Source organism: Shewanella sp. DW31 (assembly GCF_015767295.1).
Taxonomy (GTDB): Bacteria; Pseudomonadota; Gammaproteobacteria; order Enterobacterales; family Shewanellaceae; genus Shewanella; species Shewanella oncorhynchi.
The window spans coordinates 1-23,903 of the sequence record NZ_JADWMP020000016.1 but is presented as its reverse complement, the minus strand read 5'-3'; the positions used below and the strand labels follow the sequence as shown (position 1 = coordinate 23,903).

The 23,903-nt window shown below is 45.5% G+C and carries 20 protein-coding genes; 5 read left to right on the top strand and 15 right to left on the bottom strand.

What is annotated here, in order from left to right:
• Positions 1-133: 133 nt before the first annotated feature.
• Both GWI56_RS13960 and GWI56_RS13955 read left to right on the top strand, forming a co-directional pair.
• Positions 134-499, top strand: a complete 366-nt coding sequence (locus GWI56_RS13960) for a hypothetical protein (protein ID WP_198573226.1) — start codon at positions 134-136, stop codon at positions 497-499.
• A complete protein-coding gene (locus GWI56_RS13955; RefSeq protein WP_105250532.1) occupies positions 499-684 on the top strand; it encodes a DUF2970 domain-containing protein in 186 nt (61 codons plus the stop codon). Before GWI56_RS13960 ends, GWI56_RS13955 begins: the two co-directional genes overlap by 1 nt.
• A gap of 18 nt (positions 685-702) precedes the next feature.
• On the opposite strand, the gene GWI56_RS13950 is transcribed toward GWI56_RS13955, so the two are convergent.
• The 9 genes from GWI56_RS13950 to GWI56_RS13910 all read right to left on the bottom strand — a co-directional run bounded on the left by GWI56_RS13950 (position 703) and on the right by GWI56_RS13910 (position 9,723).
• Positions 703-1,542 (bottom strand): Dam family site-specific DNA-(adenine-N6)-methyltransferase, encoded by an 840-nt coding sequence (locus tag GWI56_RS13950; protein WP_131525404.1) that lies wholly within the window; start codon positions 1,540-1,542, stop codon positions 703-705.
• A gap of 48 nt (positions 1,543-1,590) precedes the next feature.
• A complete protein-coding gene (locus tag GWI56_RS13945) occupies positions 1,591-3,027 on the bottom strand; it encodes an AAA family ATPase (protein ID WP_173248106.1) in 1,437 nt (478 codons plus the stop codon).
• Between the two features lie 18 nt (positions 3,028-3,045).
• Complete coding sequence (gene aroB, locus GWI56_RS13940) at positions 3,046-4,122, bottom strand: 3-dehydroquinate synthase (RefSeq protein ID WP_198573225.1); 1,077 nt, start codon at positions 4,120-4,122, stop codon at positions 3,046-3,048.
• Positions 4,123-4,131: 9 nt separating this feature from the next.
• Positions 4,132-4,647 carry a shikimate kinase AroK gene (gene aroK, locus GWI56_RS13935; protein WP_006083542.1) on the bottom strand — a complete coding sequence of 172 codons (516 nt, stop codon included), beginning with the start codon at positions 4,645-4,647 and terminating at the stop codon, positions 4,132-4,134.
• Positions 4,648-4,863: 216 nt separating this feature from the next.
• Positions 4,864-6,915 (bottom strand): type IV pilus secretin PilQ family protein, encoded by a 2,052-nt coding sequence (locus tag GWI56_RS13930; RefSeq protein ID WP_113941458.1) that lies wholly within the window; start codon positions 6,913-6,915, stop codon positions 4,864-4,866.
• Positions 6,916-6,936: 21 nt separating this feature from the next.
• Positions 6,937-7,452, bottom strand: coding sequence for a pilus assembly protein PilP (locus GWI56_RS13925; protein WP_105250537.1), 516 nt, complete (start codon positions 7,450-7,452; stop codon positions 6,937-6,939).
• Positions 7,452-8,075 carry a type 4a pilus biogenesis protein PilO gene (locus tag GWI56_RS13920; RefSeq protein ID WP_173496129.1) on the bottom strand — a complete coding sequence of 208 codons (624 nt, stop codon included), beginning with the start codon at positions 8,073-8,075 and terminating at the stop codon, positions 7,452-7,454. Before GWI56_RS13920 ends, GWI56_RS13925 begins: the two co-directional genes overlap by 1 nt.
• Positions 8,072-8,656: a PilN domain-containing protein gene (locus GWI56_RS13915; protein ID WP_105250539.1), complete on the bottom strand. Its 585-nt coding sequence runs from the start codon at positions 8,654-8,656 to the stop codon at positions 8,072-8,074. Before GWI56_RS13915 ends, GWI56_RS13920 begins: the two co-directional genes overlap by 4 nt.
• A complete protein-coding gene (locus tag GWI56_RS13910; protein ID WP_105253014.1) occupies positions 8,644-9,723 on the bottom strand; it encodes a pilus assembly protein PilM in 1,080 nt (359 codons plus the stop codon). The genes GWI56_RS13915 and GWI56_RS13910 overlap by 13 nt, the downstream gene beginning before the upstream one ends.
• Positions 9,724-9,911: 188 nt before the next feature.
• Here GWI56_RS13910 and GWI56_RS13905 point away from each other — a divergent pair, with 188 nt between their 5' ends.
• Positions 9,912-12,434, top strand: coding sequence for a PBP1A family penicillin-binding protein (locus tag GWI56_RS13905; RefSeq protein ID WP_198573224.1), 2,523 nt, complete (start codon positions 9,912-9,914; stop codon positions 12,432-12,434).
• Between the two features lie 100 nt (positions 12,435-12,534).
• On the opposite strand, the gene argH is transcribed toward GWI56_RS13905, so the two are convergent.
• From argH to argC, 5 genes are all read right to left on the bottom strand, one after another.
• Positions 12,535-13,902: an argininosuccinate lyase gene (gene argH / locus GWI56_RS13900; RefSeq protein ID WP_198573223.1), complete on the bottom strand. Its 1,368-nt coding sequence runs from the start codon at positions 13,900-13,902 to the stop codon at positions 12,535-12,537.
• A gap of 108 nt (positions 13,903-14,010) precedes the next feature.
• Positions 14,011-15,249, bottom strand: coding sequence for an argininosuccinate synthase (locus GWI56_RS13895; RefSeq protein ID WP_173496126.1), 1,239 nt, complete (start codon positions 15,247-15,249; stop codon positions 14,011-14,013).
• A gap of 59 nt (positions 15,250-15,308) precedes the next feature.
• Positions 15,309-16,214 carry an ornithine carbamoyltransferase gene (locus tag GWI56_RS13890; protein ID WP_105250543.1) on the bottom strand — a complete coding sequence of 302 codons (906 nt, stop codon included), beginning with the start codon at positions 16,212-16,214 and terminating at the stop codon, positions 15,309-15,311.
• 12 nt (positions 16,215-16,226) lie between these two features.
• Positions 16,227-17,009, bottom strand: a complete 783-nt coding sequence (argB, locus tag GWI56_RS13885; RefSeq protein WP_106649098.1) for an acetylglutamate kinase — start codon at positions 17,007-17,009, stop codon at positions 16,227-16,229.
• A gap of 31 nt (positions 17,010-17,040) precedes the next feature.
• Positions 17,041-18,021 (bottom strand): N-acetyl-gamma-glutamyl-phosphate reductase, encoded by a 981-nt coding sequence (gene argC / locus GWI56_RS13880; protein WP_198573222.1) that lies wholly within the window; start codon positions 18,019-18,021, stop codon positions 17,041-17,043.
• Positions 18,022-18,906: 885 nt separating this feature from the next.
• Between argC and ppc the strand changes: the two genes are divergently transcribed.
• Together ppc and GWI56_RS13870 are read left to right on the top strand one after the other, a co-directional pair.
• A complete protein-coding gene (gene ppc, locus GWI56_RS13875) occupies positions 18,907-21,576 on the top strand; it encodes a phosphoenolpyruvate carboxylase (RefSeq protein ID WP_105250546.1) in 2,670 nt (889 codons plus the stop codon).
• Complete coding sequence (locus GWI56_RS13870) at positions 21,576-22,121, top strand: DUF1439 domain-containing protein (RefSeq protein WP_198573221.1); 546 nt, start codon at positions 21,576-21,578, stop codon at positions 22,119-22,121. The genes ppc and GWI56_RS13870 overlap by 1 nt, the downstream gene beginning before the upstream one ends.
• 126 nt (positions 22,122-22,247) lie before the next feature.
• Here the strand turns inward: GWI56_RS13870 and GWI56_RS13865 are convergent, their stop codons facing one another.
• Positions 22,248-23,522 (bottom strand): CinA family nicotinamide mononucleotide deamidase-related protein, encoded by a 1,275-nt coding sequence (locus GWI56_RS13865; RefSeq protein ID WP_198573220.1) that lies wholly within the window; start codon positions 23,520-23,522, stop codon positions 22,248-22,250.
• Positions 23,523-23,903: the final 381 nt, after the last annotated feature.

Genomic DNA, 23,903 nt, shown 5'->3' with positions numbered 1-23,903 from the left:
ATTGGGGCTTAGATTCGGTAAAATAAGCTAATATTTCCGAGCATTTTGGCTGGAATTGATAATTTTTTGTTCATAAACTAAGCGAGTTTGTTATACTCGAGGCGCAGTGCTGGTTCATTCCAAAGGAAGCGTTATGATGGAGCGGTTTAGTCAGTTTTCACACTATGTTAGGTCGGTGACATTTAAGTCATCTATGATGTTGGCATTTACTGCAGTTGTAGTGGCCACGCTAGCTTTTGGCGTTGAAAAACTTACGGAAAATACCGAAACTGCATCTTGCGCTTGTAGCAATGACACTCGTTACAACAATGCACTGCCCAGTAGCCACCCTAATAATCGCTGCGCCGATCAAGCACAAACCTTAAGCTGGAAAACGTGGCTTACAGGTAAAAACCGTTCGAGTCAGTTCCACTTTGTCGATCTACTTGAACTATTACATGGTCATCAAGATAAACCTATAGATGATCTCAAGCCCACTACGTCGCATCTCGCCTATTAATGCTTAGCCGCATTTGGCAAGTATTCCACAGTACCGTTGCCGCCTTTTTCGGGGTACAAACTAGCGAAAATCGTAAAAAAGATTTTCAAACCAGTTCCCCATTGCCCTACATAGTGATGGGCATAGTATTAGCTGTCATCCTAGTGGCAAGTCTGATGTTTCTCGTAGGACAAGTGCTTAGCTAAACGTTATTTATGTTGAAACTAGTCGTCTTTTGGATCGTAGTTTTCATCATATAGCGCCATCAACTCATCCACTTTGTTACGACCACTGCCATTTTGGCTAATGTTGCGTTGCACTTGAATTTTCGCTAAATGCGCGCCGCGATATAACTCGCGAGTTAATGGAATATCGTGATTACTAATCAATACCGGAATACCACGCTCTAACGCGGTATGGCGTGAATGACGAGCCAGCAGTGCTTGATCGTCTAAACTAAAACCTGCACCAACATATGTCGTGAAACTGGATGTAGTAGATAACGGTGCGTAAGGTGGATCGCAATAGATAACATCGCCACTGCGTGTCTGCTCAAAGGCTTTTTCGTAACCAATGCATTTAAACTCAGCACGTTGCGCTTTTTCAGAAAAGGCCCAGATTTCCTTTTCGGGGAAATAAGGTTTTTTATAGGAGCCAAAGGGCACATTGAAGCCACCCTTACGGTTATAACGGCATAAGCCATTAAAACCATGGCGATTTAAATAAAGAAAATACACAGAACGCTGGAAAGGGTCGCGACATTTATTAAAGTCGGTACGCACCTGATAGTAAGCTTCCTTTTGATTCATCTCATCGACAAACAATGCTTTAGCTGCGGCAATGTATGCTTCCGGTTGATGCTTCACTATCTGATATAACTCGATCAAGTCCTGATTAATGTCACAGAGCAGGTAGCTAGGATAATCCGTATTCAAGAAAACGGATCCTGCACCCACAAACGGCTCGACCAAACGGTCTCCTGCGGGTAAATAACTGGCTAAATCATCCACCAATTTAAATTTACCGCCAGCCCACTTAAGGAAGGCTCTGTGTTTTTTTATCATTTAACTTGATGAATGCCGACAAAAATAAAGGCCATGATTGTACTCTGTTTATTCTGAAATTTCACGATTTGAGAGACTTTCTTCTACTTGATAATCTTTCAAATCGGCCCATTTTCTGACCCAAGGTTGCTCAAAACGATACTCCTTAACCAATTGCGCCGCCGCATTCGAAGCCAATTTGCTACTGCTATAGTGACCAACGAGGACAACCCATCGCTGTTTATACTTTGCGACTCGAACGCCCTCGACATTCTCAAGACTCTTTAATGTCGAACGCAGGGTATCTAGCTGAGCAACACTCGCTATTTGTACGGTATAACCTTTGAGTGGCTTTTGCGGTTCCAAAACTGTTTTATCAACCTTTGCCACCTCTGGCGCTGGGGACTGAACACCTACCGTTTTAGCTTGAGGCTCTGCATCCACAGTTGGCTCATCACCACCAAAAGACTTGCTACTCACTTCACCAACACTCACTAAGGCTGCATCATCAGGCTCAGGATGTGGTGCCTCACCATGGAATTCACTTAATGGATCGACAGCCGGTTCTGTTTTGGCTTTGGATGTTTCTATTTCGTTAACTGTCACGGGTACGGCGGCAAACTTTAATTGATCAGCGCGCAGAGCAAAATAGGGGGCTAAGATTTTTTGCCCATAGGACAAGAAAACGGGGGAATCTATCGCAGGAAAAGTCGCAGTCTCTAGGGCTTGCTCTTCAGAAAATGGTTGAGTAACACCAAGCCAAATACCTAGCGCTAACAACATGCTCACAGCTGTCACCATCACAGCTTTATATTTCATCCAAGAAGATGTTTTCTCTTGCGGGCTATGCAAGGCTTTATCTAACAGATTGACCACTTCTTGCGGCGTACCCGTTTGCTTCTCAAGCTGACTGCGTACGATTTCCCTTGGCGTAAAAGGGTTTTGATCGCTGTATCTCAGCAATGTTTGATACAAAGCTTCACGCTCTGGCATGGTTAACGGCTCAATACTGATAGGCAATATTTGCCGCCGCAATGGCTCGGGTAATTGTGGCAATAGGTCCGCTAAGAATGCCGGTGGAACCGTGAGCGTGACGGCAATATTCTTACCCGCACACTGGATCTGATTGAGAATAATACACTCAGCCCAGAGCGCCTTAGGTAATAAATGCGCATCATCGATAATAATATGTAAAGGTTTAGTTTGCGTACTCGCAAGCCGCAACAGCGTATCGGCGAGGGGAATGTCGTCGTCAAAAATAGGGGATGAAATTAGCTGGACTAGAATTTTGCGGCGTATCTCAGCGTTATCGGCATGCATAGGACAAATCACAAATGCCGCATTTGACTCGTCAAAATCGGTCGCTAATCCGGTAACTAAGGTCGTTTTTCCTGAACCGCTGACACCAGAAAGCACCAGCAGCTGATCGCTATAACTGGCAACATGATGCATTCTTTGTATGAGGGCTTCCTGAGAAGGAAGCAAGACAGAACCCTGAAACGTCACTCGCCCACCACACAGTTTTTATGCGCAGCGAATAACCTGTTCAAGGGTAGATTCTGTGACTTGACTAAACACATCCGCGCGGCCTATTGCCGTTGGGAGCACCAGTCGAATCTGACCGCCTAAAACTTTTTTATCGCGTCGCATATGTTGAATGAAACTGTCGAAATCCATAGATTCCGGCGCACTCACTGGAAGATCAAAAGCTTGTAGTAACTGTATGATACGACAAACGATTGACTCATCGATAAGCCCCAGTGCCTTAGCTGTTTTAGCAGCAAGGACTGTGCCAGCTGACACGGCTTCACCATGTAGCCAATTACCGTAGCCCATTTCTGCTTCAATCGCGTGACCAAAGGTATGACCCAGATTCAACAAAGCACGCACGCCCTGCTCAGTTTCATCTTGGCTAACCACATCGGCTTTAATCTCACAGCAACGAGAGATAGCATAAACTAATGCTTCGGTATCTAAGGTTTTTAGCGCCGTTACATTATCTTCAAGCCATTGAAAAAAATCAGCATCCCACATGATGCCATACTTGATGACTTCCGCCATTCCCGCCGCAAACTCGCGCGCTGGAAGCGTATGTAAACATAAAGTATCGATAAGCACGATTTGTGGCTGATAAAAGGCCCCAATCATGTTTTTACCAAGAGGATGGTTAACAGCCGTTTTACCGCCGACGGAAGAATCCACCTGCGACAATAAAGTTGTCGGAATTTGAATAAAATCGATCCCACGTTGATAACATGCCGCGGCAAAGCCCGTCATATCACCAATCACGCCACCACCCAAAGCCACCAGCACAGAATCTCGACCATAGTTTTGCTGCAGCAATGCAGTAAAAATAGTATCTAGATGTGCTAAGTCTTTGAATTGTTCGCCATCAGGAAGGATAACACTCTCTACCTCACCAAACGAAGCCATCGTCTCTTGTATCTGTTTAAGATACAAAGGCGCGACAGTTTCATTGGTGACGATAAGAATACGTTTTTTAAGCAGGTAGCGAGACAAGGTCTCGCCATCACTCATCAAATTCTGGCCAATGTAAATGGGATAACTACGTACACCTAAATCAACCTGAATTTGCTTCATAAATTCTGCCTAAAAACCTAATTGCTCAATGATCTGATTTGCGACGATCTTTGCGCTTTGATCATCGGTTTTGACAATCACATCGGCAATTTCTTCGTACAATGGATTACGGATCTCTGCAAGATTCTCCAACACTTCTCGAGGATCATCCACTTGCAATAATGGGCGTCGCTTGTCTCTTTGAGTACGAGCAACCTGTTTGTCGATAGTGGTTTCCAGGTAAACCACAATGCCACGAGCAGACAGATGATTACGGATATCTTTGCTTTGTACTGAACCACCACCGGTGGCAAGGACGATACCTTGTTTCTCAGACAAATCAGCAATAACCTGAGCTTCACGACGACGGAAGCCTTCTTCACCTTCGACGTCAAACACCCAAGCAATATCAGCGCCTGTGCGTTGTTCAATCTCTTGATCCGAATCGTGGAATTCTAAATGCAGCATTTGCGCCAGATGGCGACCAATTGTGCTTTTACCTGCGCCCATAGGGCCTACCAGAAAAATATTACGTTTTTCAGCCATTTCTTGTACGTCTGAATCTTATTGAAAAGTATGCCTATATCGACTCAACATCAAGCCGACCTATATGTTACCTTGCTCTTATGAGACTTGACCGAGGATTATCTCAGCTTAGGGTCTACTATGGCAAGCCATGTGCGCTATTTATGCAAAGAATTGTATTCCAGTAATAATAAAGCCAGCAATCACTGCTGGCTTTAGTCGATACATAGCAAGTGCTTAGATCTTCTCACCGACTATTTTTGGGGTTACGAAAATAAGTAGCTCTTGACGCTCATTTTTGTCTGTTGTGTTCCTAAACAGGAAACCGACTAAGGGAATGTCGCCGAGAATAGGGACTTTACTCACACGGCTGATCAAGTTTTGCTGATAAATACCACCAAGGACTATGGTTTCACCGTTATCAACGAGCACTTGAGTGCCAATACGTTGAGTATCGATGGCGACAGCGGGACCCGTTGGTGTGTCAACCGTCTTGCCCTGAGAGTCTTGGGTGATTTCCAAATCTAAAATAACGCGGTTATCTGGTGTAATTTGTGGTGTAACTCGTAGGGACAACACGGCTTTCTTAAAAGTGACCGAGGTTGCACCGCTTGAAGTCGACTGCACATAAGGTATCTCCACACCCTGCTCAATATAAGCCGCCTTTTGGTTAGAGGTAGTAATACGAGGGCTGGCGATAATTTCACCTTTATTTTCTTGCTCTAACGCACTCAATTCCAAATCAAGAATAGTACCATCTGCCAACTTAGCAACGTGGAATGCGATACTTGTTGGATTGGTCACTGCCGCAGGCAAATTAACGTTCAAACGTTGGTCAGGAGTTGGAATGATGCCGTTGGCAATACTCTGAGCACCTTCTAATGTACCTGAGGTTCCCTTACTGCCCTGCTGATCCGTTACGCCCCAACGTATGCCTAAGTCTTCAGAGACATCATCTTTAACCGTTACCATACGTGACTCGATCAGTACTTGACGAATAGGGATATCGAGTACTTCGACTAAACGATGGATGTTCTCAATCGTTTCTGCCGTATCTTTCACAAGTACAGTGTTGGTACGTTCATCGACCGCGACTGAGCCGCGTGGCGATAGTAAGCTAGAATCTGCGCTTTTCAGCAGCTCAGCAATGTCGATCGCTTTGGCATAGTTAATTTGCAAGTACTCAGAATACAAAGGTGCTAACTCTTTAACTTCTTGCCTATTTTTGAGATTTTGGCTTTCACGAATAGCCAACTCTTCGCTCGGTGCCACCATTAAGATGTTGCCTTCGATACGTTTATCTAGGCCTTTGGTTTGTAGAATCAAATCTAATGCTTGGTCCCAGGGCACATCATCCAATCTCAAGGTGATGTTGCCTTCAACAGTATCACTCGTGACTAAGTTAAAATTGTTATAGTCAGCAATGATCTGCAAAACAGTACGTACAGGGATATTTTGAAAGTTAAGCGACAAAGTACGGCCATTGTATTTTTTAACATCTTTCTTGGCGGCAACTCTCTCAACTTTATTCATAGAGAGTCTAAAGAGATTATCCTCTTGCTTATAACTGAACTCATATTCCCCAGCAATATCAACTAAAATGCGCGTTGTTAGATCTTCTTTAAATGTCTCGAAGCTTTTTACTGGTGTTGAAAAATCTTTCACATCCATAACATAAAGCAGATCACTATTAATATCAGTGTTATATAACTTAACTTCGAGTTTAGCACCCACTTGCTCAACGTTAACGGCAACCGAGCGGTTATTCAAATAGACTAATAACTCACCGCCACCATTTTCATTACGACGAAAATCGATATTTTTAATGCTGTTAACGAAGGGATTTTCTGCCTGAGTCTGAGCGCCTGCAACCTCATCATTAATAGTGAGTCGATATGAGTTGCCCATGACTGAACCTTGGTAAGGTTTCACTTTGGACATACCTAAGGTGACTTTAAGACGAGTATCTTGCTGCTCAGTCATCATGTCAGTTACACCGACTTGATTAATGGGTAAGCGATCCTTAGATAAACCAGAAATACTATTATCAAAGGTTAATACGAGCTCTGCAGGCGAGGCATTAGAGTCAATAACTGGCGGAGTGACCGCTTCTTCAAATACCAACTCTAGCTCTAACTGATGGTCAACCAAGGCATGGTACTTAACATCCATTAATCGGTTTGCAGCATAACTCGATGGCAAAATTCCAAATACCAATGCGATCCCAATAACAGACTTGATTAAGCCTGAAGAAATTAACGGGACTTTTATCGCGGCAGAAGATTTCATTATTCCCTCATCCTTCGCTCGTTATTCTCCAGAAAGTTCTAAATTGCTCGTCCTTTCGGACCAACAACCTGAACCATCTGGAATTAATTCTACTACTTCGACATTTTGTGAAGTAACTTTAGAAATGCGTCCATTAAACAGACCTAAATACTCACCAACGCCCATCCGATAAACACTGCCGTCATTTGTTTCAACTAACGCCCAAGTTGTATCGGCTTCACTTAAGGTGCCACGCATTTTTAAATTATCTAAAGGATAAGTTTCTAATCGTCCTTTTCGACGCTTTAAGTCCGGTTGTAAACAATCTTTGCTGGTATCAACAACTTCTTCCGTTAACTCACGTGAAGGTGGTACAAAAGGGCTACGCATTAACTCGGCTTGATAGGCAAAGTGCTCAAATCTTGGCGGCTCTTTCAAGGGCGGGATATGAGCAACGTGTTGCGCTTTGGTTGTAGTAACAAATAGCTCTAAATCACTACGATCGCCAACACAACCCATTAAAAAAAGACTCAAGGCTAACAAAGGTAAGAATTTCATTATTTCTTCCCCTTATTAGCAGGTTTTTCAGGCGGTAATTCAGCCCCTTCTTTAAAGCGATATGTCTTGGCTAAGATATCCATTGCTAAGTTGCCGGCTTCATCTCGCTTAATGGTAAAATCATGGAGGCTAACGATACGCGGCAGCTTAGCGACACCACTCACCATACTACCTAGCTGATGGTAATCTCCCGTCACAGACATTTTAATTGGAAACTCAATATAGAAATCCCGCTGGATTTCGGCCTCCCAATTCAAACTATTAATTTTGAGTCCTGCATCCGTTGCCACAAAAGTTAAATCGTCTAGCAAACCTGGCATTTCATTTTCAGATGGCAGCATCTTCAGTAACTCTGCAAACTGTACTTCCATCGTCGCTAGCTGCTCTCGGTAGAGTTTTAAATTTGCCGCAAGTTGATACTTATTCTTGAAATCATCTCTGAGCTGCACTTCTTTATCTTGCTCTGCGGTATAAATATCTACTGAATCGGAGACGACCAAAAAATATCCCGCAGCAAAAACACAGAGTGCTAAAAGGATCGCGAAAAAAGTTTTAACTTGATTTGGCCAACCACCAATATTTTCAAAGTCGATATCATTAAATTGACTTAGATCGAGTTTCATTTACTCGCTCCTTTTGTCATTTTCTCAGGCTCATCTACACTCGCGCCTTTAATAGTGACTCTCAAACTAAAACGCTGTAGTTGCCGTAACTCTTCATTTTGGGTCACGATCGATTGCATATTAGGATCGGTTAACCATTCGGATGTTTTCACTTTTCGCATCATGTTGGCGACGTTATTGTTCGATTCACTTCGCCCTTCAATCAGCAACAAACTGCCCTTTTTCTCTAGACTAGACAGATATATTCCTGGAGGTACAATTCGAACAAGCTCATCTAACACGTGAGTAGGCAAATTACGGGATTGCTGTAGATTAAGAATAATTTCTGTACGCCGCTCAATGTCTTTCTTACGTTCTGTAATTTTCTTGATCTCAGAAATTTGTGTTTCAAGCAGACTGATTTCCGATTGCAAATAAGCGTTACGTGCTTTTTGCTCATCTGTCATAACATCTAATAAAGATACTGCGACATAGACTAAAATCGCCGACGCTAAAAATACTGCCGCTAAAATACCAATATAGTCGCGCTTTTGTTTTTCTCTCGCCTCTTCTCGCCAAGGGAGTAGGTTTATGTTCGCCATTGACCGTAACTCCTCAATGCTAAGCCACAAGCAACCATATATTTGCTGATTGTAGGTTGCAGCGCACTTTTAACAGACTCATCGGCATGCAAACACCCTTGAAAAGGATCGGCGATAATAGTGTGAACACCCAATTCATTCGTCAGTAAATTAGCCATACCTTCTAATTTAGATGTCCCACCGCATAATACGAGGTAGTCGACTTTATCTTTACCGCTGGAAGTGCAATAAATCTGCAACGTACGTTTTATTTGTTGTAATAGCTGAGTTTGAAAAGGTGACAAAACTTCAAACATATAATTTCGTGGTAAGTCGCCTTCAATCTTTGCTTTCTCAGCTTGATCATAAGACATGCCATAGAAGGATAATATTGACTGAGTAAATTGCTCACCACCGAAAGCTTGCTCACGAATAAAAGTCGTCTCACCCGACTCAACCACAGAGAAAGTCGTCATATTCGCGCCGATATCAACCATAGCGACGGCTTTATGTTTCGCTCCTTCTGGAAGCTGAGCCAGAATTAACTCGGCAGCTCGACCTAAAGCGTAACCTTCAACATCCACCACTTTAGCCTCAAGTTCCACGCTATCCAGCGCATCGACTCTGACATCAATATTGTCAGTGCGGCATGCGCTCAACAGCACATCAACTTTAGTAGGATCGGTACTGTTTACGTTTAGCGTTTCAAAATCTATGCTAACTTCATCGAGTGAATACGGAATAAGATTATCGGCTTCAATTTCTATCTGTGCCTCCATTTCTTCCTCACTAAGGGAGGCATCCATGTAGATCACTTTCGTCATCACAGCAGAACCCGAAACAGAAACAGCGGCATATTTAACGGATTTAGGCAGGCTACGTTTTATTTGCTTAAGGCATTCAACAACGGCATCAGCATCACGAATATCATGATCGTTAACGGCCCCCTTCTTAATGGGTACCGCGGCATGACTCAATATTTTGTATCCGTCAGCAGTCTTACTCAACAAAATGGCCTTAACTTCATGGGAACCGATATCGATTCCCACCATCTGCGGAGCCTGACGCTTCCATAAATTTGAAAGCATATCCATTGTCACTTTTTTATTTATATTTCAGTAAAAGAGATTAGCACAAAATCAACTTGTTATACTTACTTGTATCGAATGTTTCATCATTTTACAAATGCTATTTTGTGAGTCTCACGTTTTTACTTCACCAAGACGTGTGCGCCTTATATACTGTCGCACTTAACAGAACATTAGGATAAATTTTGGTGAAGTGGTTAAAACGTATTGTTATAGCACTATTCAGTCTAGCCCTTTTGGGCGTAGGCGCCATTGTGGCAGCATACTTTTATGTTTTGCCGGATTTACCGGATGTTTCAACACTAAAAAATGTGCAACTTCAAACACCTTTACGTATTTACAGTAGTGACGGCAAACTTATTTCTCAATTCGGTGAGAAACGTCGCATTCCACTAACGTTAGACGAAGTGCCAAAACCTCTGCTACAGGCGTTTATCGCAACCGAAGATGCCCGCTTTTATGAACATGGTGGTATAGACCCTGTTGGCGTGCTTCGCGCCGCATTAGTAATGTTGACCACTGGTGAGAAAAAGCAAGGTGCGAGTACGATTACCATGCAGGTCGCACGTAACTTCTTCTTAACCCGCGATAAGACTATTATTCGTAAAGTGAAGGAGATTTTTATCTCCTATCATATTGAAGAGTTGCTCACCAAAGATGAAATTTTAGAGCTCTACGTAAACCGCATTTACTTAGGCCAACGGGCCTACGGGGTTGGGGCTGCTGCGCAAGTGTATTTCGGTAAAAACGTGCAGGAACTCAGCTTATCTGAACTGGCCGTTATTGCAGGCCTACCCAAGGCGCCCTCTACACTCAATCCAATCACGTCACCTTCGCGTGCATTAGCTCGCCGTAATGTCGTCCTCATGCGGATGAATGAAGTCGGCTACATCAGCCAAACCGAATACCAAGCGGCACTACAAGAGCCATTGGTGGCCAGATATCATGGCGCTGAAATTGATCTCTATGCCCCTTATATTTCTGAAATGGCTCGGGATTACATGGTACAGAAGTACGGTGAAGAAGAAGCCTATACCAATGGCTACAACGTCTATACGACTATCTCATCGGATCTACAACTTAAAGCTCAACAGGCACTGCGTAATAACGTCTATGCCTATGATGAACGCCATGGCTACCGCGGTCCTGCTGCCGTGTTGTGGACGGACGAAAAACCTGAACCTGCTCAAATCAAAACTGAACTAGCCAAGATTGCTTCAGTACAAGAATTGCAACCCGCCGCAGTCATCAGCATTGCAGATCAGCAAGCCAGCATAATGACCGCCAAAGGCGAAACTAAAGTCATTACTTGGGATGGATTGAAGTGGGCACGTAAATTTATTACTGATAAGCGTCAAGGCAGTGTACCGAAATCAGCTTCTGACATACTCAAGGTCGGCGAGCGTATTTGGATCCGTGATAACGGCCAATATTTGCAACTATCGCAAGTACCAGAAGTCGCCAGCGCAACAGTATCACTCGACCCCAAAAATGGTGCTATTCGCACTTTAGTTGGTGGTTATAGCTTTAGCCAAAGCCAATACAACCGAGTGACTCAAGCGAAACGTCAATTAGGTTCGAATATTAAACCTTTCATCTATGCCGCAGCATTAGAGAAAGGCTTTACCTTAGCGACCCTCATAGACAATGCGCCAATTAATAAACCCGATATCAGCCAAGGCACTGCATGGCGCCCTAAAAACTCACCCGATATCTATGGCGGCCCCACTCGTTTACGTGTGGGTTTAGCGCAATCTATTAACGTTATGTCTGTGCGTGCAATGCGACATGTCGGACTCGACGAAACCATTGCTCAACTCGTTGAATTTGGTTTTGATCCTAACGACTTACCTCGCAACGAATCGATTGCATTAGGTTCGTCTTCCGTCACGCCATTGCAAGTAGTTACTGCATTTAACGTATTTGCTAACGGCGGTTTCTTACTCGAACCTTTCTATATTGATCGCGTAGAAGATGCTTACGGCAATGTTATCGAAAAAGCGAACCCTACATTGGCCTGTAAGCCTAGCCAACCAGTTACACCGAGCGACTCTATAGCGTTCAGCGTAAGTGGAGACTCTGGTGCTGAGCCTAGTGCCCCCGTTGCCCAGTGTTTCAATCAAACCGGTCGCTACGCTCCGCAAATTATTTCAGAGCAAACGGCATTCCTCATTACCGAAGCACTGAAGAGCGTGATCTGGGGTGGGGGCGATTGGAGTAAAGGCACGGGTTGGCAAGGTACGGCTTGGCGCGCAGCAAAATTGATTAAGCGCCATGATATTGCAGGTAAAACGGGTACTACCAACGAATCGCGCGACACTTGGTTCAGTGGTTTTAGCCCAGTCATCACCAGTACGTTCTGGGTCGGTTTCGACGATCACGGTCGCCAACTGGGCAGAACCGCATGGAATGCAAACGGCGAAAAAGATCAGATAACTGGCGCCGAAGCGGGTGCGAAAACAGCAGGTCCGGGCTGGAACGAGTTTATGAACAGTGTCTTACAAGGCACACCTGAGACAACCTCGATTCCGCCAGAAGGCATAGTTTCGGTACGCATCGATTTAGCGACGGGTAAACTTACCCGTAAAACCGACTATACCAGTGCGTTCGAGTACTTTATTTCAGGTACAGAGCCGAAGGAATACATCAGCGAAACTCAGGATGAAAATAACCTCTTCATCGATGCGCCAACTGACGACTTATTCCAATAAACAAATGCTAAAAAGTCATTACCACTAATTGTGGCCCAATAAAAAACGCGACCTAATGTCGCGTTTTTTATTGGCTTGAATTGTGGATTTGAATAACTCGCTAACGTACTTTCTTGGCCGCAATCGCCTTCTGAATTCGTGGCAATGCAGTACCACCGAGCACGTCACGTTTCGCTAAACAAGCTTCAATAGTCAGATTTGGATAGACATCATCTTCAATGATAGCGGCAAAAGTTTTTAATTCGGCCAAAGAGAATTCCTCCAGCGGAATTTGCTTCGCTATCGCAGCAACCACGACTTCACCCACAACATGGTGCGCCTCACGGAAAGGCATACCTTTAGACACGAGATAATCCGCAAGCTCAGTTGAATTTGCATAACCTTGCTGCGCAGCTAACAGCGCATTAGGACGATTAACTTTCAGACCCGATAACACTAACGCCGCCATATCGAGGCAAATTGCCCAGCTATCGACCACGTCAAACAGGCCTTCTTTATCTTCCTGCATATCTTTGTTGTACGCCAAAGGCAGTGCTTTCATCGTAGTGAGAATGCCCACTAAGCTGCCATAAACCCGGCCAGTTTTGCCACGGATAAGCTCTAATGCGTCTGGATTTTTCTTCTGTGGCATCAGGGATGAACCCGAAGTTACTTCATCACTCAGGGAAATAAAGTTCGCTTCACCTGAGTTAAAGAAAATCAAATCTTCAGCCATACGGCTTAAGTGCATCATGCTGATCGATGCGGTTGAACAAAGCTCTACCACGTGATCTCTGTCTGATACGCTATCTAAGCTATTCAGCGTTGGCGAGGCAAAATTCAGCGCCGCGGCCAGAGCATGTCGATCCATCTTATAAGCTGTGCCTGCTAATGCTCCAGAACCTAAAGGACAGGTATTAGCGCGGGTTAACGCATCGGCTAAACGGCTGATATCCCGCTCAGTCATTTCCACATACGCTAAACACCAGTGGCCAAATGTCACAGGTTGCGCGCGCTGCAAGTGAGTATAGCCTGGCATTACCGCATCAAATTCACGCTCAGCCAACGCCAGTAATTCAGCATGTAAGCATTGAAGACGCGCGAGTAATGCTTTGCCTTCGGATTGACACCAAAGCTTTAAATCGGTGGCAACTTGATCGTTACGGCTACGACCAGTGTGCAATTTCTTACCGAGATCGCCCACTTTGGCAATCAAAGCCGACTCGACGAAACTGTGAATATCTTCGGCGCCCGAGGCGAGAATAATCACCGGATCGCCCTGCACTTCCACCAGCAAGTCATTAAGCGCTTTTTTCAAGTCGCGGCATTCAGTTGCCGAGATAATTCCCACGCTGGCAATCGCATCCGCCCAAGCAATGGAGCCGACTACATCCTGTTCGAACAAGCGATAATCCACAGGCAACGAATCGTTGAATAATTTGAATAGCGCGCTCGTTTCGCCCTGAAATCTTCCACCCCATAAAGCCATGCTAACTCCCCTTACTCACTGCTTATTTGAAATCGACTCATCTGAATCAAAAACTAAATCAAAACCTAAAAACAAAAAAGGGCGCTAGGCGCCCTTTGAAACGACCTATTACTTAGACTTTACATCGTTAGCGTTGAGTGCGCGGATGCGGCTCGCCAATGAGTACAGGCGGATAAAGCCTTCGGCATGTTTTTGATCGTACACTTGATCTTCACCGAAGGTGGCAAACGCTTCAGAGTACAAGCTGTTAGGTGAACGCTTCTTCACCGCCGTCGCTTGGCCTTTGTAGAGTTTAACCACGACTTCACCGTTCACTGACTCAGCCAATGACTCAGATGCTGCCAACAGTGACTTGCACAGTGGCGTGAACCAACGGCCGTCATACACTAAATGCGCCATTTGTGCGGCAACTTGCTCACGCCAGTTACGGCTGGTTTTGTCGAGTACAAGTTCTTCAATCGCACGTAGTGCTGCGAACATCACAGTGCCGCCGGGTGTTTCGTAACAGCCACGGGACTTCATGCCGACTAAACGGTTTTCGGTAATGTCGATACGACCCACACCGTGTGGCGCAGCAATGGCGTTTAATGTCATCAGTGCAGCATAAGGCGTTAGGGCTTCACCATTCACTTTAGTGATACGGCCATGTTCTACTTCTAGCGACACATATTCAGGCTTGTTCGGTGCATCTTCAGGATCAGCAGTCAGTGTCCATACGCCTTTGCTTGGCTCGTTCCATGGATCTTCTAACTCACCACCTTCATGGGAAATATGGAAAGCGTTGGCATCACGGCTATAGATTTTAGTCGCTGACGCTGACGTCTTGATGTCACGTTCAGCTAAATAGGCCAGCAGATCTTCACGGCTCTGCATAGTCCATTCACGCCATGGTGCAATCACTTTTAAATCAGGCGCTAATGCAGCGAAGCAACCTTCGAAACGCACTTGATCGTTCCCTTTACCGGTACAACCGTGACACAGAGCATCGGCGCCCACTTTACGAGCCACTTCAACCTGCGCTTTGGCAATAATAGGACGCGCCATTGACGTACCGAGTAAATAAGTGCCTTCGTAAATCGCACCGCTCGCAATCGTTGGGTAGATATAGTCTTTAACGAATTCTTCTTTTAGATCGACGATATGACATTCAGAAGCACCTGAAGCTAAGGCTTTTTCAGTCAAGCCAACCAGCTCTTCTTCGCCTTGGCCAACGTCGGCGCAGAATGCGATGATTTCACAGTTATCGTAGTTTTCTTTTAACCAAGGAATAATGGCCGAGGTATCTAGACCACCTGAATAGGCTAAAACCACTTTTTTCACGCCAGTATTTTTTATCTCGATAGACATCTTAAATTCCTATGACTCGTTTCTCTCAAGGAGAAAACAGGCTGCTAAACAGGGTTAATTTAACTAAATAAGGTTACCAGTACCGCATTTTGGGCATGCATCCGATTTTCGGCTTGTTGCAGAATTAAGGAGCCTGCACCGTCCATCACTTCATCTGTTACTTCTACACCACGGTGGGCAGGCAAACAATGCATAAAGAAGTTAGCGCCCGCTTTCGCCATCAAAGCTTTGTTTACTTGGTATGGTGCAAACTTCGCTTTGATATCCGACAAAGGCGTTGGATCGCCCATTGAAATCCAAGTATCAGTATAAATAGCGTCGTGACCTTCAATCGCATCGATATCTGAAGTCAGCACTATCTTGCCGCCATATCGTTTGGCGAGCTCTTGCACTTCTGCCACTACGTAGCCATCAGGAAAGTGACCCGCAGGGCAGATCACTGTCATGGTGGCACCGAGAATAGCCGCACAGTACATCAGCGAGTTAGTGACATTATTACCATCACCAACATAAGCTAATTTAGCTTTACTGACATCCTCAAACTGCTCTGCCAGAGTTAAAAAGTCAGCTAAGGCTTGGCAAGGATGATAAAGATCCGACAGCGCATTGATCACGGGCACTGAGCCGAACTCGGCTAATTGTTCGATAGTGGTGTGTGAATAGGTTCTCGCCACAATTGCGTCGGCCCAACAGGACAGGTTAGAAGCAAAGTCAGCAACCGATTCCCGTTTTCCCAGTTCACCATTTTGCTGGTCTAGGTATAAACAGTGGCCACCGAGCTTATTAATACCGATATCAAAGCTAACGCGTGTTCTGAGTGAGGGCTTTTCAAATAACATCACCACACTCTTGCCATCCAGCGCATGACGATACTCAGCCGGATTGGCTTTAATCGTTTTTGCCAAGGCAATTAGATCCTGTAACTGCTGCTGGGTTAAGTCTTTTATCGATAGTAAATGCTTCATAACCTACTCCACTTATGGTTGGATTTGTGTTCCTACGGCTTCACCTTTTGCTAATGCGATTAATTGGCTTGCATCACGCCACGAGGCAACTTGTACCGCCTGCCCCATCCACTGTGCGACTTCGAGCGCAGCTTCAACTTTGACCTTCATTCCTTTTTCGATCACACCTTGCTTAACAAGGTCTGCTATCTGCTTGCCATTTAAACTGTGGATGAGCTGGCCTTTACCATCGAGCACCCCAGAAACATCCGACAGTAGCACTAACTTGCCGCCCACTAATTTGGCTAATGCCGTTGCCGCTTGGTCTGCATTGACATTAAGCATTTGTCCATCGTCCATCATGGCGATGGAGCTACAAATCGGCATCCAACCTTGGGCGAGGATAAACTTAAGATAAGTGCCATCGTTTGGTGTGACTTCGCCCACTAAGCCTAAACGCTCATCTTTAATCTTAGCCGAAACAGTATTGCCATCGGCAAGGCTCATGCCCACACTCACAATGCCAGCCTTAGTCGCTGCGCCTTGAAGGATTTTGTTCGAAGTGCCCGCAAGTGCGCCGGCAATAATCGGCATTTGCTCTGGCGGAGTCACACGTAAACCTTCTAACTTGACGGTCTCCATACCATTAGCCGCTAACTGCTCATCCACCAGACAGCCGCCGCCATGTACCATCAACACTTGCTGACCATTGGCTAACATAGCCGCAGCCGTATCCATCAATCGCGCCATCCCCATTTCACATTGCAGCAGCGCGCCGCCCACTTTAAGCACTAATACTGAGTTGTTTGTAGACATCTTGACGACTCTCTTAAATAAGGATGAAAAATTAAAGGTTAAAATGAATCTTTATGCATTGCAGCGCTTGGCTGGCAGCACCTTTCATCAAGTTATCGATGGCACTGGCTACCACTAAGTAACCGCTATTCTCATCAAACTTCCACCCTAAATGGCAGTTAGGTGTCAGCACCACGTCATCCACTTTCGGGAACTGATTGTGCTTCACGGTGACCAATGGCGCCTTGTCATACACGCTATAGGCCGCTGCCACATCGGCAGTCGTAGTGCCTGGTTTTAGCTGCACGGTAATAGTCGCTAAAATGCCACGCTTAAAGTTGCCAAGGTGCGGGGTAAATATCACTTCTTGACCAAGCTGAGTGGCGATCTCGGGTTGATGTCTGTGGCCTAATACGCCGTAAGGTGTCAGGCTCACTTCACAAAAACTGGTGTGTAACTGCGCTTTGCGCCCCGCACCCGTTACGCCGCTCACGGCATTGATCACCGGATAAGCCGATGTCAGTAAACTCGCCAGCGGTTTTAACGCTGTAAGTGATGCGGTTGGATAACAACCTGGCACTGCAATCATCTTAGTTGCCGCAATTTCTTTAGCATTCCATTCGGCAAGTCCGTACACGGCTTTAGCTAAAACTTCAGGATATTCATGCTCAAAGCCATACCACTTAGGATATTGCGCCACATCGCTAAAACGATAAGCACCGCTTAAATCGAATACCGCTAACCCTTGGCTATAAAACCAAGCGGCTAAATGTAAGCTCACTGAATGCTCAGTCGCTAATACCACGGCATCGGCTTCGGCAACGATTTTTGCCTTAGCGTCTTCGGACAATGGCGACAGCGTTAATGCGATATGGCTATAGCTAGGATACAAATCCGCTAAAGGCTTACCTTTATCTAAACTGTTTTCAGAAACATACAACCCTTGAATCGTCAGTTCTGCTTCTGCATGGATTAAAGCGGTCAGTTGCGCGCCTGTGTAACCACTGGCACCAATAATGGCGATATTTTTCATGTTTTTTGTCTTATTAACCGAATCAAAGAAACTTAAAGAGTAGATGAATAGCTTACACGCAACCGCGCATATCTATGATGACAAGACTATCGTCGCAGGAAATCGTAATAGGTTGTTATTTTATTCACTGTCAGGCTAATACTGTACATCATGATATTCACTCTACAGGTCACAGGGGGTGACTCATCTCAACTGATGGCTAGACTACCACAAAGATCTAATTATGCAATATATGTGAATATATATTTTTAATTTATTTTCATATTTTAAGCTCAAACTGGAATATCGAAGACACGCCTCCCATTCAGCTAACTCGTTAATAACACAGTTATCCAGGGTCAACATGAGTCAAAATCAGTCCTTTTCATTAACAGCTAAGATACATGTCTGCAAAGCATAAAATGATGCACTTCATATTCACTTGCACTAATCATCAAAAAATATTGCGTGACTTCGCATTTCTATTGAATATTCTTCATCAAATACCGTGATTGGTTGCATATCGGATAAGCCAGTCGTATAAGTTATAAGTTCTGCTGTTGACCATAGCCCCAAGTGATAGGTATTGTGCTAACGGGCTATATACCCAAGCTACCTGAAGATACGAGTTTCAGAGCGCCTAGGGTGCTTCAATTCAAGGCGCATCAATGAAAGAATGTCGGCCACCTTTTAAATTGATGCAACACGGAAGTGGAGTGCCCTAGGTGCTCCGTCCCGGCGGGTTTTAACGCACTTTATGCTGCGTTGGTTATTTTTAACTTAGCCCGCTAGGCCTGCAAATAACTGCCTTGCCTAAAGTGCGTTAAACTCCCGCTGAATCCTGCATCTTCAGGTTGTTTGGGTATATACAAAGCGAATTTTCATGTTTTTCTATTCGGAGTAACTATGTCAGTAACCATGGCAGACAATATGACAGATATGTATGCGTCATTAAGATCGAACGTGAGTATGTTAGGCCAAATCCTTGGCGATACTATGCGTACCCATCTTGGGGACTCTTTTCTTGAGAAGGTTGAACAGATCCGTAAGCTTGCCAAAGACTCACGCCGAGGCGATCAAGCCGCCAGAGAGCAAATGCTCGAGTTACTGACAGCTTTGCCAGACGAAGAATTAGTCCCTTTTGCAAAAGCTTTTAACCAATTTCTTAACTTAGCTAACTTATCCGAGCAATTTCATACTATCAGTCGTAATTGCGACGAACTTGTCTGCGTACCAGACCCAGTGGAACAACTCCTAGGCCGCATGCTCAATGGTCGTGTCGACCAAGCTAAAATGCTCGACTGTCTAAAAACACTGGATATCGATCTGGTGCTAACAGCGCACCCCACTGAAATTTCCCGTCGTACCCTGATCCAAAAATACGCCGCCATTGTCGACTGCTTAACAGAGCAAGAAAACGACCAACTGTCGGATAGAGAACGTCAACAGATCAATCTGCGCCTACGCCAATTAATCGCACAAATATGGCACACCAATGAGATCCGCCGCGAGCGCCCCACCCCAGTGGATGAAGCCCGCTGGGGATTATCCACCATTGAAGAGTCACTCTGGCATGCGGTGCCTGACTTCTTAAGACAACTTAACGATCGAGTGCAGCAACGCACAGGGCAGCAATTACCGATTGATATCGCGCCAGTGCGCTTTTCAAGCTGGATGGGCGGCGATCGCGATGGCAACCCGTTTGTTACCGCAAAAGTCACCCAAGAGGTGCTCGATCGTAACCGCCATGCCGCCGCCAGATTATTCTTAAAAGATATCGTGCTGCTGGTCGGTGAACTGTCGATGGAAGAAGCCAATGATGAGTTAAAGGCTTATACCAATAACAGCTGCGAACCTTACCGCCACGTGCTGCGATCTATTCGTCAAAGACTGCGTGACACCATAGATTATTTGAATGCTCGTATCGAAGGCCACAATCCTGAAGTCGATAAGTCGAGCCTGATTTGGCAAGAAAGTGATCTCAAAGCGCCGCTAGAAATGCTCTATAAGAGTTTAACCGACTGCGGTATGCGCTTAATCGCCAACGGTTTATTGCTCGACATTCTCCGCCGTCTCGCCTGCTTTGGCATTCATATGCTCAGGCTCGACATTCGCCAAGACGCCAGCCGTCACAGCGATGTGCTCGCCGAGTTAACTCGCTATCTCGGCATGGGTGATTTCAACCATTGGGACGAGACTGAGAAGCAAGCCTTCTTATTACGCGAACTCAGCAACCGTCGTCCACTGATCCCAAGTAACTGGCAACCCTCGGCCGATGTGGCCGAAGTGCTTAATACCTGTCGTTTGATTGCTAAACATCCGGCAAAAGCACTCGGATCCTATGTGATTTCGATGGCAGGTAAACCATCGGATGTCTTAACGGTTTTACTGTTACTCAAAGAAACGGGCTGTTCGCACCCAATGCGTGTGGTACCGCTGTTTGAAACCTTAAGTGACTTAAACAACGCCGCGGCCTGTATTACCGATTTGCTCGATATCGACTGGTATCGTGGTTACACCAAAGGCATGCAAGAAGTCATGATTGGTTACTCTGACTCTGCTAAAGATGCCGGTGTCATGGCGGCGGCTTGGGCTCAGTATTACGCCCAAGAGCAGTTAGTGGCGGTCTGTAAACAAGCAGGCGTCAAGCTTACGCTATTCCATGGCCGTGGTGGCAGCATTGGTCGCGGGGGTGGTCCTGCACACAAAGCAATCCTATCGCAACCACCAGGTTCGGTAGATGGCCGCATTCGTGTCACTGAGCAGGGCGAAATGATCCGCTTCAAGTTTGGCTTGCCAAAACTCGCGGTTCAAAGCTTGGCCCTGTATACCTCGGCCGTATTGGAAGCAACCCTACTACCACCGCCAGAGCCTAAACAAGAATGGCGCAATTGCATGCAACGTATCGCTGAAGAATCAGTGGGTGCATACCGTGGCATAGTGCGTGATGAACCTGATTTTGTGGCTTATTTCCGCGCGGCAACGCCAGAAGTGGAATTAGGAAAACTGCCACTCGGCAGCCGCCCAGCTAAACGTCGTGTCGATGGCGGGATTGAAAGCCTACGGGCAATTCCGTGGATTTTTGCTTGGTCGCAAAACCGCTTGATGTTACCTGCATGGCTTGGCGCCGGTGAAGCACTTCAAGCCGCCTGTGAACGCGGTGAAATGGGCTTACTGCAAGAGATGGAACGGGAATGGCCTTTCTTCAGCACTCGCATTTCAATGCTAGAAATGGTCTACGCCAAGGCGGAACCTAATTTGGCCCGCTACTACGAAACCTGTTTAGTACCTAAGGACTTACATCACTTAGGCGAAACCTTGCGCCAACGCTTAGATCTGGGCATTAAAGTCGTGCTTGAGCTGACAAAATCGGATAGTTTAATGGCGCATACACCGTGGAATCGCGAATCAGTTAAACTGCGAAATCCGTATATCGATCCATTAAACTTCTTACAAACCGAGCTATTAGCGCGGACACGTAAGGAAACAACCGAAACTCCTGCGTCTGAACATGTGCAATTAGCGCTAATGCTGACTATTGCAGGTGTGGCCGCGGGTATGAGAAACACTGGTTAATGAAAAAACTTTCCCACACGATTTGCTTGGGAGTAACTGTACTGCTTGGCGGCTGCGTCTCGCAGTACAGTATCAGCGAGCACGAAATGGAGCAGTACCTCAGTAAAGAGATCCATTTTGAGATTAAACAAGGCAATCAATTAGTTGGCGCAGAAGTACGCATTAACGACATCAGTGTCAAGCTAGGTGCAAAACCTGACACTATGAGCGTAAGTGCCGCAACTCAAGTATCAATTAAGAATCCGATCTTTCCATTGAGTGCCAAACTCACGACGACTTTCGAAGCCAAGCCTTGGTATGACAGCGCAACGCACAGTGTCTATCTGCGCCAGCTCGAATTAGTCAAAGTAGAGTCAACACCAAAAGATATTGAAAAGGCGATCAGCAGTGCCACACCGCAGGTGATGGGTTATCTAAGACAATTCTTAGAAAACCAGCCTGTGTATGTACTGGATACCAAGGACAGTAACCAAGCACTGATGGCAAAAATGACTGAAAGCATTCAAGTTGCCCCAGGCAAATTAGTGCTTAAGTTCACTAAATAACTGATTTTTTTGTGGATCATCCACCATAAAAAATGCTCCCTCGGGAGCATTTTTTGTTAATACGTTTAAACAGGCGTAAACCAATAAATCTTTAAGCTTGTATAATCTTCAAGCTTGTATAAAAAGTTACTTGCTGAATCGCCCAATAGACTGATAATCGACAATCACGGCTTCAGCTAAAAGCTCACGTCTTAGCATATCGTAAGCCACAGCAGCACTTAAACTGCGCACCAGATCCCGCGAACGTCGTGGCAGTTTAATCATCTGGCTATAAACACCACCGCGAGTCGCTAAGGCAATCGCCACAGTGCCCACAGGCTTGTCGTCTGTGCCACCATCGGGTCCCGCAATACCACTGGTTGCCAGCGCATAGTCACTATCCAATATTTGCCTTGCCCCCTTTGCCATTTCTTCCACAGTCGCAATGGAGACAGCGCCATGATCATCTAAGGTTGAAGGATTAACACCTAACACGCGAACTTTAGATTCATTACTGTAAGTCACTAATCCGTGCTGTAAGTAAGATGAACTACCAGGGAAATCAACTAACTGACTGGTGATCATGCCGCCAGTGCAAGACTCGGCAACGCTTAAGGTCAAGCCGGAGTTGAGTAACTTATAATGAATTTCTTCGGCAAGAGTGGCTTTGTCTTCCGCGACTACCGCAGTGCCCAGCACCATTTTGATGTGCCCAGCGACTCGAGGTAATACCGCTATCGCCTTCTCGCCACGGGCAAAAATCTTAATCTCAATATGCGGCATAGAAGAACGGTAACCAATAGTAATGCCTTCTGGCAGCTCTAATGGCTCTAACTTATCCGCCAAAGCGGACTCACCTTGGCCTATGGTCAATAGTTTCTTTAAGGCGACCTTAGCATCAAGGTTAAACTCTTCGCGAATAAAGGGCACAAACTGCTCTGTAACCATGTGCTTCAGCTCAAAAGGCACACCAGGCGTAAAGAATAACCAAGCGCGATTAAGTTTAACTCTAAAACCACAAGCGGTTCCCACTGGGTTATCAATCATCACAGCTGACGCTGGCAGCATAGCTTGCTTGAGATTACTTAAAGGCATTTCACGGTTATTACGGGTAAACCACTCCTCTAAACGCTCACGCCACTCCGCATTCTCAACCAATGGTTCGCCCTTCGCCTTCGCCATCGCTAAAGCAGACATATCATCACTCGTCGGCCCGAGACCACCATTAACGAGAATCACATCGGCATGTAAGCTACGTTCTTGGAAAACTGCAATCAAATCCTCGAGGCGATCACCTACGGTTACTCGACGCTGGATCTCGACACCATGCTCCATCATAGTACTGGCAAACCAAGCGGCGTTGGTATCAACAATCTGTCCCGCCAACACCTCTTCCCCAGTGCAAATCATCTCTAACTTCATCTCAGATCCTTATCTACCCCAATAAATTAAAACATAAGGTAAGTAACCGCTTAACTAATAGCAATAGCTAGGCTCGATCGAGAACTAAGATCGCTGTAGCAAAATCGGAGCATTGACAAAATAATCGAACAAATAATCGACAACCATTACTTATTATTGATGTCATGAAGAGTGAAAGAGAGTGTTAAGGAGAGAAAAATAGGAGGAAAACTGACTAATTAAATAGAAACTAGGCTGGATTTCACAAATTACAGACGCAAAAAAGCCAGCTTATTCAGCTGGCTTGGTTACATCTCAATGAGATAATTAGGCGCTTGGCGATGACCTACTCTCACATGGGGAGACCCCACACTACCATCGGCGCGTTTGCGTTTCACTTCT